The organism is Microlunatus ginsengisoli (assembly GCF_039537205.1).
GTDB lineage: Bacteria > Actinomycetota > Actinomycetes > Propionibacteriales > Propionibacteriaceae > Microlunatus > Microlunatus ginsengisoli.
Window position 1 is genome coordinate 354,158 of record NZ_BAABAB010000010.1, and the last position, 12,996, is coordinate 367,153.

Annotated in this window: 11 protein-coding genes; 6 read left to right on the forward strand and 5 right to left on the reverse strand. The window is 71.7% G+C overall.

Translation table 11 applies throughout. The features are described from left to right. Window positions 1-141: 141 nt before the first annotated feature. Window positions 142-450, reverse strand: a complete 309-nt coding sequence (locus ABD747_RS08830) for a DUF6703 family protein (protein WP_344803486.1) — start codon at window positions 448-450, stop codon at window positions 142-144. 110 nt (window positions 451-560) lie between these two features. Here ABD747_RS08830 and ABD747_RS08835 point away from each other — a divergent pair, with 110 nt between their 5' ends. After that, the gene (locus ABD747_RS08835; protein ID WP_344803488.1) at window positions 561-1,499 is read left to right on the forward strand and encodes a serine hydrolase; all 939 of its coding nucleotides are present in this window, start codon (window positions 561-563) and stop codon (window positions 1,497-1,499) included. An 18-nt stretch (window positions 1,500-1,517) separates the two neighbouring features. Here the strand turns inward: ABD747_RS08835 and ABD747_RS08840 are convergent, their stop codons facing one another. From ABD747_RS08840 to ABD747_RS08855, 4 genes are all read right to left on the reverse strand, one after another. Continuing rightward, window positions 1,518-2,567 carry a S66 family peptidase gene (locus ABD747_RS08840; RefSeq protein ID WP_344803490.1) on the reverse strand — a complete coding sequence of 350 codons (1,050 nt, stop codon included), beginning with the start codon at window positions 2,565-2,567 and terminating at the stop codon, window positions 1,518-1,520. A 54-nt stretch (window positions 2,568-2,621) separates the two neighbouring features. Next, entirely contained in the window at window positions 2,622-3,932 is a 1,311-nt protein-coding gene (locus ABD747_RS08845; RefSeq protein WP_344803492.1) for a glycosyltransferase family 4 protein, read from the reverse strand. Beyond that, window positions 3,932-6,181, reverse strand: a complete 2,250-nt coding sequence (locus ABD747_RS08850; protein WP_344803494.1) for a glycoside hydrolase domain-containing protein — start codon at window positions 6,179-6,181, stop codon at window positions 3,932-3,934. The genes ABD747_RS08845 and ABD747_RS08850 overlap by 1 nt, the downstream gene beginning before the upstream one ends. A 165-nt stretch (window positions 6,182-6,346) precedes the next feature. Continuing rightward, the gene (locus tag ABD747_RS08855; protein WP_344803496.1) at window positions 6,347-6,961 is read right to left on the reverse strand and encodes a class I SAM-dependent methyltransferase; all 615 of its coding nucleotides are present in this window, start codon (window positions 6,959-6,961) and stop codon (window positions 6,347-6,349) included. Between the two features lie 76 nt (window positions 6,962-7,037). On the opposite strand from ABD747_RS08855, the gene ABD747_RS08860 reads away from it, so the two are divergent. Genes ABD747_RS08860 through ABD747_RS08880 form a run of 5 tightly spaced genes read left to right on the forward strand, consistent with a single transcriptional unit; the run spans window position 7,038 to window position 12,990 of the window. Then, window positions 7,038-7,316, forward strand: coding sequence for an antibiotic biosynthesis monooxygenase (locus tag ABD747_RS08860; RefSeq protein ID WP_344803498.1), 279 nt, complete (start codon window positions 7,038-7,040; stop codon window positions 7,314-7,316). Further along, the gene (locus ABD747_RS08865; RefSeq protein ID WP_344803500.1) at window positions 7,313-8,734 is read left to right on the forward strand and encodes a 3' terminal RNA ribose 2'-O-methyltransferase Hen1; all 1,422 of its coding nucleotides are present in this window, start codon (window positions 7,313-7,315) and stop codon (window positions 8,732-8,734) included. The genes ABD747_RS08860 and ABD747_RS08865 overlap by 4 nt, the downstream gene beginning before the upstream one ends. Beyond that, window positions 8,731-11,310, forward strand: coding sequence for a polynucleotide kinase-phosphatase (locus ABD747_RS08870; RefSeq protein ID WP_344803502.1), 2,580 nt, complete (start codon window positions 8,731-8,733; stop codon window positions 11,308-11,310). Before ABD747_RS08865 ends, ABD747_RS08870 begins: the two co-directional genes overlap by 4 nt. 41 nt (window positions 11,311-11,351) lie before the next feature. Next, entirely contained in the window at window positions 11,352-12,533 is a 1,182-nt protein-coding gene (locus tag ABD747_RS08875; protein WP_344803504.1) for a thiolase family protein, read from the forward strand. A gap of 31 nt (window positions 12,534-12,564) precedes the next feature. After that, a complete protein-coding gene (locus ABD747_RS08880; RefSeq protein WP_344803506.1) occupies window positions 12,565-12,990 on the forward strand; it encodes a DUF3237 domain-containing protein in 426 nt (141 codons plus the stop codon). Window positions 12,991-12,996 lie beyond the last annotated feature (6 nt).

A 12,996-nucleotide genomic window follows, 5' to 3' on the forward strand; every position in this document is an offset into this window, starting at 1 on the left:
ACCGGGCCGACAGGCCCGCAGGCAACACCGCAGCGCGCCGTCGAAGACGGGCATTCGCTGGATCAGTTGCCGATATTGCATATCTGAACTGTAGGGAATATCGGGAAATGCTTCCAACCGACGTCCGCATGTCGAGATCGGTCAGCCGGTGAGCACTCGGTAGACCAGCAACCCGGCGACGAGGACCACCATCAGCAGCCGCATCAGCTTGCCGCCGGTGCTGACCACCGGCCAGGACAGGTATGCCAGCCAGCCGACGAAGACGAGGATCACCGCCAGTGCCGCGATGCCGATGGCCGGCGGGGCGAGCACACCGACGGCGAAGAGGATGCCGGTGGCGAGCGGGATCAGCAGCCGGGGCAGTCCGTGCAGCCGAGTCAGCAGCCGCCGGCTCCCGTTCTCGACGGAGAGGCGGAACGGTGAGCGAGGCGCGGGTGCGGTGCCGGACATTCATCCAGTGTTCCAGACCACCGTGCATGTGCGACCCAGCGCGGCACGAGGTCGCGCGGCACGAGGTCACGGTGCACCGGATTGTCGGTATCGCCCCCTAGCGTTGTGCCATGTCGACGGACCAGCTCCTCTCCGAGCCGGAGACGATCACGCGCCGTCCGGTCCCGGTCGCGCGGCCGATGCCGTCGCTGCGCTTTCGACGGGTGCGGGCGCTCGTGCTGCTCGTGGCGGTGGTTCTGCTGGTCTGGGGCGGCGTCCGGCTGATCGGTTGGGTCGCGTCCGACGCAGGCGGGCCGGGCTCGGGCCGCGCGGACGTCCCCCCGCCCCCGACGTCGCAATCCGCAAGCGCGGCGCTGGTGGACGTGGTTGCCGCGCGCACTCAGGGCATCAAGGGCGACACGGCCGTGGGCGTGCTCGACCTGGGCACCGGGGTGACCGCGACGTACGCGGTCGACAAGGTGTTTCCGACGGCCAGCATCGTCAAGCTCGACATCCTCGCGGCCCTGCTGCTGCAGTCCGACGGCGAGCTGACCCAGGGGCAGGAGGCGCGCGCGAAGCGGATGATCCAGAACAGCGACAACGCGGCCGCGACGGCGCTGTGGAAGGCGATCGGTGGCGCCAAGGGGCTGAACCGGGCCAACCAGACGCTCGGCCTGACCCGGACCACCCCGGGCACCCAGGCGCGCTGGGGACTGACCACGACGACGGTCGCCGACCAGCTCCGGCTGCTGTCGGTGATCTTCACCGACGACTCGCCGCTGAGCGCGGAATCGCGCGGCTTCGTCCGGACGCTGATGGGACACGTCGCGGACGACCAGGCGTGGGGAGTGTCGGCCGGCGACGATCCCGGTGGCGCCGGGTCCCATCTCAAGAACGGCTGGCTGCCACGGTCCGGCGGCTGGATCGTGAACAGCGTCGGCCAGGTCGAGCACGCCGGTCACACGCTGCTGGTGGTCGCCCTGTCGGACGGGCGGCCCTCCAAGAGCGTCGGGATCGACGTGCTGGAAGGGATCAGCGCCGACGCGGTGAAGGCGACCACCGGCGGTTGAGCCTCCGGCCGCGGCGGCTCAGCGGTAGTCGGCCCACACCTGTTGCCGTTCCCCGTCGACCGTCAGCAGACCGCCGTAGGGCAGGATCCACTGCGGGCGGGTGTGCCCGAACGGCACGCCGACCACCACGACCGCGTCCGGGTTGTAGCGCGCGACGGTCTCGATCGCCGTGTCGCGCTGCGCCGCGCGGTGGGCCGCCCGCTCCTCGGCGCTGGGTTGCAGCTCGAAGGTCGAGGTCGGCGGCCGGGCCACCACGACCGCGTCGACCGCCGACAAGATGCCGCGCTCGCCCAGCGACCGGACGATCCAGCCGAACTCGCGGGCCGGGATGATCTCCTCGGAGCTCTCCAGCAGCAGCACGCCGCCGTCGAGGACGGCCGGGTCGGCAGGGAACCGGCCGGCGGTCAGGAACCACTGGACGACCTCCAGACAGCCGCCCCAGGTCGGCCCCGTCACCGATTGCCGCGCACCGGCCCAGGTCCACGGCTCGGTCGGCGTCCGGTCGCCGAAGTCGGTCAGCGCGGCCGGATCCTTCCAGTCCTTGCCGATGTCCTCCGAGACTCCTGGCTCGGTGATCTCGACCCGCTCGCCGGTCAGCAGTGCTGCCCGCAGTGCGGTCGCATGGATGTCGTCGACGGCAGGGCCCGGCCCGAGGTGGACCTGGGTCGAGCCACCGTAGAAGCCGGCCACGCCGTTGGTCCACAGCCAGTTCAGCAGGTTGGTGTTGTCGCTGTAGCCCAGGAACGGTTTCGGATCGGCGCGGACCAGGTCCGGGTCCAGGTACGGAATGACGGTGATCTGGTCCTCGCCGCCGATCGTCGCCAGCACCGCGCGGATCTCCGGGTCGGCGAACGCGGCGTCGAGATCGGCCGCCCGGTCCCGGGCGTCGGCGCCGAGCCGGCGGGTGGTCGGATACTCCACCGGTTCGAGGCCGGTCACCTCCCTCAGCCGGCGCATCGCCTGCTCGTGCACCTCCGGCGCGAACCCCGGCGCGGCGAACGACGGCGACAGCACCGCCACCTTGTCGCCGCGAGCGGCTTTGGGCGGATGGATCAGTGGCAGGACCATCGGCTCATTGAACCGCGCCCGACCGCCTCGGCGACAGCGGATAAACGCTGCCGGTCAGGCGACGCTCAGCTCGCGGACCTCCGGCTGTTCCAGCCGGCCGAGCAGCCGGTCGAGCACGAACGCCCGGTCGAACTGCATCGCATAGTCGCGCGCGCGTCGGGCCAGCTCGGCACGTGCGTCCGCCGGCATCGCCATCACCTCGTCCAGCGCCGCGGCGATGGCTCCCGGATCGTCCACCGGGACGATCATGGCCGTGTCGCCGACCGCCTCGCCGACGCCGCCGGTCTCGGTGGTGATCACCGGGCCGCCGCCGGCCAGCATCTTCTCCACCAGGGCGATCCCGAACGTCTCGACGAACTCCGGGCGCGGCTTGGTGGGCAGCACGAACGCCGCGCAGCCCGCCATCAGCGGCGCGCGCTCGTCGTCGTCGACGTCGTCGAGGAAGACGATCCGGTCCGCGACCGGCGAGGCAGCGGCGTAGTCCCGGAGGAACTGCGCCTCGGGCCCGTTGCCGGCGATCACCAGCTTCAGGCCGGCGCAACCGGGCGAGCCGGCGAAGCCGTCGATCAGGTCGTCCACGCCCTTGGCGTGTGCGAGCCGGGACAAGAACAAGACGTACGACCCCGGTGTCAGACCGCGCAGCGCCAGCCGGGAGGTCACCTCGGCCGGGTCGGGGTCCAGGAACTCCGCCGTGTTGATCGCCGGATAGGAGATCGCCACCCGCTCGGTGCACTGGGCCGCGAAGTGGGTGCCGTGCCGGGCGTCGATCGCCGCCGCCGACTCGATGATCAGCCGCCGGGTGTAGTCCGACACCGCCACCGGTACGTCCGAGGCCAGATAGGACGACAGCACGTGCGCGGCCGCCCCGAACCGGTTCTGCTCGACGCACGAGCGCACCACGTTCGTCACGTCGGACCCGACCGCCTCCGCGATCGTGGTCACCTTGACCGGCAACCCGGTCAGCTCGGCGGCCCGGACCGCGTCGGTGACGGCGATCGTGTGCGGGCTGAGATAGAGCGAGATGGCCAGCGTGGGCACGCCGTCGGTGAACAGTTCGACCAGCCGCCCGGTGAGCCCGGACAGATAGCGGCCGTCGGGGACCTTGTAGTCGCCGACCGCCTCCGGGCGTTCGACCACGATGCCGTCGCTGTACGGAGCGATCCCGTCCAGCGGCTTCAGTGGCAGGCCCGTCTCGACCAGCCGGTCGATCGGCCAGGTCACGATCCGGACCTCGGTGAATCCACGGACGAGCGCGGCTTCGGCGAGGTTTCGGGCCTCGCCCGAGTGGCCGCAGATCACCGGATCGGCACGGACGACGATGACGAGACGTCGAGCAGACGTGTCGGTGAGACGAGGGTGTTCCATCATGCTGTCACCTCCGCAGGAAGGGGGGCACTGGACGGGTCGGGATAACCGGCGCCGGGTTTGCTGACCGACGGTGGCCGATCGTGCCGACTCCATTCGCTCGGCGTCGGGCCGAGCGTGATCTCGAGCCGACCGCCGCGATGCAGGTCGCGAGCGGGCAGCCACGACTGCTGCAACGGATGGCCGTTGAAGCGGACGGACTGGACGTACTGGGTCGGGCTGCCGGGCTCCGGCTCCACGAAGCCCTCGGTGTCGATGGTCAGCTCCTGACCGCCGAGATCCATCCGGGAGTGCGCGAACGACGGCGCGTTGATCAGATACAGCGACTGTCCCGCGACGGGGAACAGCCCGAGGCTGGCCCAGACGTACCAGGACGAGAGGCCGCCGGAGTCGTCGTTGCCGGGCAGCCCGCCCCGGCCGAGGCCGAATTGGTTGTGCACGGCGGACTGGACGATCTCGGCCGTCCGATCGGGCCGGCCGACGTAGTGATAGGCCCAGGGCACCTCCATGTCCGGCTCGTTGTTGAGCCCCTCGAATCTGTTCAACGCATAGCCGGCGGCGAGTTCCTCGACGCTCGGCCGTTCGCCGACTTGCTTGACCGGGTCCGCGCCGTAGCCGAAGAAGGCGTCCAGCAGCGAGCTGAAACGCTCCTCGCCGCCGGCCAGCTCGATCCGGGCCCGCATGTCGTGGGAGATCCGGAAGGAGTAGTTCCACCGCCCGCCCTCGTAGAAGGTGGAGTCGATCAACAGCCCGGTCGCCGGGTCGAACGCGTTCACCCAGCGAGTGGCGAGCTGCTCGAACTGCTCGGCCAGTCGGTGATCGCCGACCGCGCGGGCGACTTGGGCCGTGCACTGATAGCCGAACGAGATGTCCAGGGTGTGCGTGATCGGGTGCGCCACGCCGCGGAGCAGATACTCCTCGCCGTACGTTCGGCGCAGGTCGGTGTCCATATGGCACAAGGCCCAGTCCCAGTCCACCCCGGGCAGCCCGAGCTGACACAGGTCGGCCAGGAAGGTCTGGGCCAGCGCGCTGCCCTGCCGGGAGAACCGGTCCGCCCCCTTGGCCATCCGGTAGCCGATCGGCAGGTTCCCCTCCTCCTCGCACACGTTCAGCAGTGCGTTCGCCAGCTCGACGGCACGGTCCGGGAACAGTGCGGTGATCAGCGGAAGCTGGGTCCGGTAGATGTCCCACATGGTGCAGAGGTCGAACACGAACGGGCCGTCCATCGGCCAGAACGGGCTCTCCCCGGCGGCGAAGCAGGGCTTGATCAACGAGTGGTAGAGGGCCGTGGAGAAGACCGTCCGTCGGGTGCTGGACGGGGTGTCGATGCTGATCCTGCCGAGCTGGTCGCGCCAGGTCTGGGCGGTCTCGGCGCGTCGGGCGTCGAATCGGTGCGGGCCGTCGCCGACGTCGGCGCGGAGGTTTCGGTGGGCCTGCTTCACCCCTCGCAGGGAGAAGCCGAAGCGGAGCTCGACGACCTGGCCGGCCTGGGTCGGGCCCCGCCACATCAGGCCGAACGGCCGCAGCGTGGTCGGCCGGATCCGGTCGAAGTCGAGCCGGGTTCCGCCGGGCACAAGCCGGCGGTCGTACCAGAGCAGCTGTCGGAACTCGGGGCTGTCGCACTCGAGGCGGACCGCGAGCGGGGCGCCCTCCACGATCACCTCGGCCTGGGCCACGCCCGGGGCCAACGTCTCCAGGTGCGCGCGCAGCGGCGTGGTCGCGCCGTAGGGGATGAGCAGACCGCCGAGGGAGAGGTCGATGACGATCCGCGCATCCGGGTGCTCGGGGAAGGTGTAGCGGTGAACCGCGCTGCGGGGGCCCACGGTCAGCTCGCAGCGGATGCCCGAGGACAGCGTCGCCGCGTAGTAGCCCGGCTCGGCGACCTCGTCGGTCAACGCCCAGCTGGTGCCGAGGGCGTCGAGTGGCTCCAGCATGGGGGAGACGCGGAAATAGTTGTAGTACTTCCGGATCGCACCGGTCCCGGACTGGTGGAAGTGGCTGAAGCCGGAGGCGATCTGTTCCTCGTACATTCGTGGCGGAACGCCCTCGGTGTTCAGCTCGTACAACCCGTAGCCGGTGGGATAGGCGCCGGAATAGGAGCAGGCGGACACCATGCCGAACGGAAAGGTGGCGCCCGGGTGGGTGTTGCCCACCTGCGGCTTGGGCCACCACCAGGTCGCGGCCAGTCCCTGCGGGGCGGGTAGATCGGTGGCCGCGGTGCCGATGAACGGGTCGACGTACTCGAACATGAAGCCCTCGCTCTCGCACCGGCGGGCCCTCGCACCTGCTGGGGCGAGTGCATCGAACCTAGGTGTGGTCCGTTTCAGCCGCGTTTCGCCGACATGACAACTGGCCGCGGCCGATAACGGTTTGGCCCTTCCACCGGTCGGCAGCGGGCAGGGCGGCTCGCGGGGTCAGCGGAGGCGGCGGGCCCGGACGACGATGTCGGTCGTGTGGTGGGCACCTGCTCCGCCGACGACGTGGCGCGGGCGCTCCTCGTGGACCTCCAGCAGCCAGCGGTCGTCCAGCAGGTTCGCAACGTCGCCGGGACTGACGTAGTCGGCCGGGTCGAGTCCCGATTCCCGGGCGTGCTCGGCGTCGATCAGGTGATGGACGACGAGCAGGATTCCGCCCGGTGCGACGGCGGCCAGCAAAGCCCGTTCGGGCTCGTGGTCGCCGGCGTGGAGCAGGGCCGGATACTGCGCGGAGACCAGATCGAAGCCGCCCTCGGCGAGTGCGGCGTCGGTCCGGGCCGCTTCGGTCAGCCCGGCCAGCAGCCAGCGGACCGCCACCCCGGCCTCGGTCGCATGCTGCTGCGCCCGGCCGAGTGCCACCGAGGACACATCCAGGGCGGTGACGTCCCAGCCGCGCCGGGCAAGCCAGACCGCGTCGGCACCCTCGCCGCAGCCCACGTCGAGGGCGCGGCCCGGCGCCAGCTCGGACACCTCCGCGACGAGGGCCTGGTTGGGCTGACCGCTCCAGATCCGCTCGCCCGCCGCGTACCGCTCGTCCCATTCGCCCGCGCTCACCGCCCCAGCCTCCCCGGATCGCCGCCGGAGGACAAACCGGATGTGGCCGGGCCGGGTCGCCCTCTACGCTGGCCCGATGCTGGTGATCACCCGGTTCCGGACGTCGCAGCCCGACATGCTGGGGGAGCGGGTCGACCGGGCCCTGGCGGTGCTCCGCGACCGCCCCGGCTTCGAAGAGGCCGACCTGGTCCGCAACCTCGACGAGCCGGAGCTGTGGGCGCTGCTGTTGCGCTGGCGCGACGTCGGGTCGTACCGCCGGGCCCTGCAGGGGTACGAGGCGAAGGTGACCGTCGTCCCGCTGCTGTCGGAGGCGCTGGACGAGCCGTCGGCGTACGAGGACCCCGAGCTGCTGTGATCCTCACCCTGACGCTGACCGGGCCGAACGCCACCGATCTCGGCTATCTGCTGCACAAGCACCCGGACCGCTTGCAGTCGTTCGACCAGTCGGTCGGCACCGCGTACGTGTTCTATCCCGAGGCCGCGAACGAGCGCTGCACCGCCGCCCTGCTGCTCGAGGTCGACCCGATCGGGCTGGTCCGGGCCCACCGCCGGCAGGCGAGGGGGAGCGAGGCCGGCGCCCTGGCGGAATACGTGAACGACCGGCCGTACGCGGCGTCGAGCCTGATGACCACCGCACTGACCAAGGTATTCCGGACGGCGATGACGGGTCGATGCGACGCGAGACCGGAGCTGGCGGCGATGCCGCTGCCGCTGGAGATCGGGATCCCCGCCCTGCCGTGCCGTGGCGGCGCCGAGCTCGCGGGCAGGATCTTCGAACCACTGGGCTGGGCCATCGACGCGGCGCCGGTGCCGCTCGACCCGGTTGTTCAGGCGTCGGGCGTGCCCGAGTGGGGCGACTCGCGCTATCTGTCGGTCCGGCTGACCGGCCGGGTGCGGTTGGCCGACGCCCTCAACCACCTGTACGTCCTGCTGCCGGTGCTGGACGACGCCAAGCACTACTGGGTGAGCCCGGACGAGGTGGACAAGCTGATCCGGGCCGGTGGTGGCTGGCTGGCGGGCCACCCCGAACGGGAGCTGATCACCCGGCGGTACCTGCGTCACCGCGGCTCGCTCGCCCGGGCGGCGCTGGCCCGGCTCGCCGAGGTCGACGACCTGGAGCCGGAGCAGGTCGACGACGCCGACGCGGCCCCGGACGTACCGGCTGAGGCGGAGCTGACCCTGGCCGAGCAGCGTCGTGGTGCGGTGCTGGCCGCCGTTCGGGCGAGCGGTGCTACGCGGGTCGGCGATCTCGGCTGCGGCGAGGGCGCGCTGCTGCCGGACCTGCTGGCGGAGCCGAGCATCGAGCACGTGATCGGCGCCGACGTGTCGTCGCGCAGCCTGGAGATCGCGGCCCGACGGCTGCGGCTGGAGCGCATGCCCGAGGCGAAACGGGCCCGGATCCGCCTGATCCAGTCCTCGCTCACCTACACCGACGAGCGGTTGGCCGGGCTGGACGCGGCCGTTCTGATGGAGGTGATCGAGCACGTCGACCCGCCCCGGCTCGGTGCGGTCGAGCACGCGGTGTTCGCGGCCGCGGCGCCCCGCACGGTGATCGTGACCACCCCGAACGCGGAGTACAACGTGCGCTTCGCCTCTCTGGCCGCCGGCGCATTCCGGCACCGCGACCACCGGTTCGAGTGGTCCCGAGCCGAGTTCCGCGCGTGGGCTGAGGGTGTGGCAGGGCGGAACGGCTACCGGGTGCGGTTCCTCGGCGTCGGGGCCGACGACCCCGAGGTCGGCACGCCGAGCCAGCTGGCGGTGTTCGAGCGATGACCGGCTCGGAGCGCACGCTGGGTGTTCCGCAGCTCAGCCTGGTCGTGCTGATCGGCACCTCGGGCTCGGGCAAGTCGACGTTCGCCCGGACCCACTTCCGGCCGACCGAGGTCGTCTCCTCCGACACCTGCCGGGGCCTGGTCGCCGACGACCAGAACGACCAGGCGGCGACCAAGCCGGCGTTCGAGCTGCTGCACACCATCGTCGGGATCCGGTTGCGCGAGGGGCGGATCGCGGTCGTCGACGCGACCAACGTCCAGCCCGAGGCCCGCAAGTCGCTCGTCGCCATCGCCAAGGAGCACGACGTGCTCCCGGTGGCGATCGTGCTGGACACGCCGGTGGACGTCTGTGTGGCGCGCAACCGGACCCGGCCGGACCGCACGTTCGGGCCCGAGGTGGTGCGGCGCCAGCACGACCAGCTCCGCCGCGGCCTGCGCGGCCTGGAGCGCGAGGGCTTCCGGACCGTGCACCGGCTGTCCGGAGTCGAGGAAATCGAGGGCGCGCGAGTCGTCCGCACCCGGCTCTACAGCGATCGGCTCGACGACCACGGGCCCTTCGACATCATCGGCGACGTGCACGGCTGCCGCGACGAGCTGGAGGCTTTGCTGGTCGAGCTGGGATACCGGCTCCACCGGGACGAGGCGGGCCGCGCGATCGGCGCCCACCACGACGAGCGCCGGGTGATCTTCGTCGGCGACCTGGTCGACCGCGGTCCGGACACCCCCGGCGTGCTGCGGCTGGTGATGGGGATGGTCGCCGCGGGCGATGCGCTCTGCGTCTCCGGCAATCACGAGGCCAAGCTGTTGCGGGCCCTGCGCGGGCGGCAGGTGCAGACCAGCCACGGGCTGGCCGAGACCCTGACCCAGCTGGACGGCGAGACCGAGGAGTTCCGGGTCGCGCTGCCGCGGTTCCTGGACTCCCTGATCGGGCACTACGTGCTGGACGACGGGAGGCTGGTCGTCGCGCACGCCGGGTTGATCGAGAAATACCAGGGGCGGGCCTCGGGCCGAGTCCGATCGTTCTGCCTGTACGGCGACACCACCGGCGAGACCGACGAGTACGGCCTGCCGGTGCGGCTGCCCTGGGCCCGCGACTACCGCGGCACAGCCCTGGTCGCGTACGGGCACACGCCGACCCCGGATGCGGAGTGGGTGAACAACACGATCTGCCTGGACACCGGCTGTGTCTTCGGCGGCCGGCTGACCGCGCTGCGCTATCCCGAGCGGGAGATCGTGTCGGTGGACGCGGCGGAGGTCTACTACGAGCCGGTCCGTCCGCTGGCGTCCTCCGCGCCGGCCGCCAGCGGGGCGATCCGGGATCCGGAGGTGCTGGACCTCGCGGACGTGACCGGCGGCAAGGTCCTGCACACGGCGTACCTGGACCGGATCGGGCTGCGCGCGGAGAACGCGGCCGCCGCACTCGAGATCACCAGCCGGTTCGCGATCGACCCGCGCTGGCTGATCTATCTGCCGCCGACGATGTGCCCGGTCGCCACGGCGCCCGAACTCGGGGAAACCGGTCCCGGCCTGCTGGAGCATCCGGCGCAGGCGTTCGAGGCGTTCCGCGCCGACGGCGTGCCCGCGGTGGTCTGCGAGGAGAAGCACATGGGGTCGCGGGCCGTGGTGCTGGTGTGCCGCGACCTGGACGCGGCCCGGGCGAGGTTCGGGGCACCCGGCGACGCGCTCGGCGCGGTCTGGACGAGAACCGGGCGGTCCTTCTTCGCACCGGAGCTGACCACGACGCTGGTCGACCGGGTCCGGGCCGCCGCGCTGTCGTCCGGGCTGTTCGACGAGCTGCAGACCGGCTGGCTGCTGCTCGACACCGAGCTGCTGCCGTGGAGCGCGAAGGCAGGGGACCTGCTGCGCAACCAGTACGCCGCTGTCGGTGCGGCCGCGATCGCCGCCCTGCCGGTGGTGTCGTCGGCGCTCGCGGAAGCCGCGGGCCGTGGCGTGGACGTCGCCGACCTCGCCGACCGGACGAGCTCCCGGCTGCGCAACGCCGGGCGCTTCCGGGAGGCGTATCGCCGCTACTGCTGGCCGACCGACGGACTGGCGGGCGTTCGGATCGCCCCGTTCCAGCTGCTCGCCTCGGAAGGCCGGACCCATCACGAGCTGCCGCACGCCGCCCACCTCGCCTTGGCCGACCGGCTGGTCGAGGCCGATCGGGAGCTGTTCCAGCCCACCCGGCGGATCGAGGTCGACCTCACCGACGCGGCGGCGGTGCTGGCGGCGACGGACTGGTGGACCGATCTCACCGCCGCCGGCGGCGAGGGCATGGTGATCAAGCCCGCGGCGAACCTGACCCGGACCGCGACGTCGATCGTCCAGCCAGGGCTGAAGGTGCGCGGCCCGGAGTACCTGCGGCTGATCTACGGACCGGACTACACCGAGCCGGCCAACCTGACCCGGCTGAGGCGGCGCCATCTCGGCCACAAGAGGTCGATGGCCCTGCGCGAGTACGCCCTCGGGCTGGAGGCACTGGATCGGGTCGCCCGCGGCGAACCCCTGTGGCGGGTGCACGAGTGCGTCTTCGCCGTGCTAGCGCTGGAGTCCGAGCCGGTCGACCCTCGGTTGTGAGTCGTGCGTTTCTCCGGCGCGTACTGGGGCAGACTGGGCCGGTGACCACCAGCGCCGTCATCGTGGACGTCGTACGGACCGGGTCGGGCCGGGGCAAGCCCGGCGGCGCGCTGAGCTCGGTCCACCCGGCCGACCTGCTCGCCACCACGATCCGGGCACTGCTCGACCGCACCGGCCTCGATCCCGGCGCCGTCGAGGACGTGATCGCCGGCTGCGTTGGCCAGTCCGGCGACCAGGCGCAAAACATCGCCCGGACCGCGACGCTGGTCGCGGGACTGCCCGAGCACGTCCCTGCCACCACGATCGACCGGCAGTGCGGATCCAGCCAGCAGGCGATCCACTTCGCGGCGCAGGGAGTGATCGCCGGCGCGTACGAGGTCGTCATCGCCTGCGGGGTCGAGTCGATGAGCCGGGTGCCGATGTTCTCCGGCAGCGCCGGCGGTGACCCGATCGGGCCGCTGGCGGCCCGCTATCCCGACGGGCTGGTCAACCAGGGCATCAGTGCCGAGCTGATCGCCGCACGCTGGAAGCTGAGCCGCGACGAGCTCGACGCGTACGCCGCGCGATCCCACCGGCACGCTGCGACCACAGCGGCGGCCGGCGGCTTCGACGCCGAGATCGTGCCGGTCGCCCTGGCCGACGGCGCGGCTCACGCGTCCGACGAGACGATCAGGGCGGCGACCACGCCCGAGAGCCTCGCGGGCCTGCGACCCAGCTTCGCCACCGAGGCGATGGCGGCCCGGTTCCCGGAGATCGACTGGTCCATCACGCCGGGCAACTCCTCGCCGCTGACCGACGGCGCGTCCGCGGTCCTGATCATGAGCGAGCGCCGGGCGGCCTCGCTCGGCCTGCGGCCGCGGGTCCGGTTCCACGCCTTCGCGGTCACCGGCAGCGACCCGCTGCTGATGCTCACCGGCGTCGTGCCCGCCACCCAGAAGGTGCTGGCCAGGGCCGGTCTCAGCCTGGACGACATCGACGCGTACGAGGTCAACGAGGCGTTCGCGCCCGTTCCGCTGGCCTGGGCAAGGGAGCTGAATGCCGACCCGGAACGGCTCAACCCGCGCGGCGGCGCCATCGCCCTGGGCCACCCGCTGGGCGCGTCCGGCACGAAGCTGATGGCGACGCTGGTCAATCACCTCGAGGCGACCGGCGGACGGTACGGGCTGCAGACCATGTGCGAGGGCGGCGGGATGGCGAACGCCACCGTCGTCGAGCGGCTCTGACCGGCGGCGCCGGACGGATCTGGAGGGCAGGATGCAACTGAACCACCTGTGCGACGTGACGTGGCGCTACGACTTCGCCGAGTCGGTCGATTCTTCTACTTCTGGTGCGGGCGACGGGCGGCTCTACGGCCAGGGGACGGCGACCTTCACCGGCCGCCTGACGGGCACCGCGACCTGGTCGAACTTCCCGCGGCTGCGCGGCGGGTTCGCCCACCCCAACGCCCGCGGCGTGCTCGCCCTCGACACCGGCGGCCGCGTGTTCTTCGAGCTGCACGGCCGGGCGGAGCCGACCGCCGGACGCGGCGTGCACGTCCTGACGTTCCAGGCCGATCACCCCGACGACGCCTGGCTCGACGAGGCCATCGCCGTCGGTGAGGGATCCATCGACCCGGAGCGCCTCGTGCTGGCGATGCGCTACTACGAGTGCGTCGTCGACTACCTGCCGGGCGTGCCGTGAGAGCTA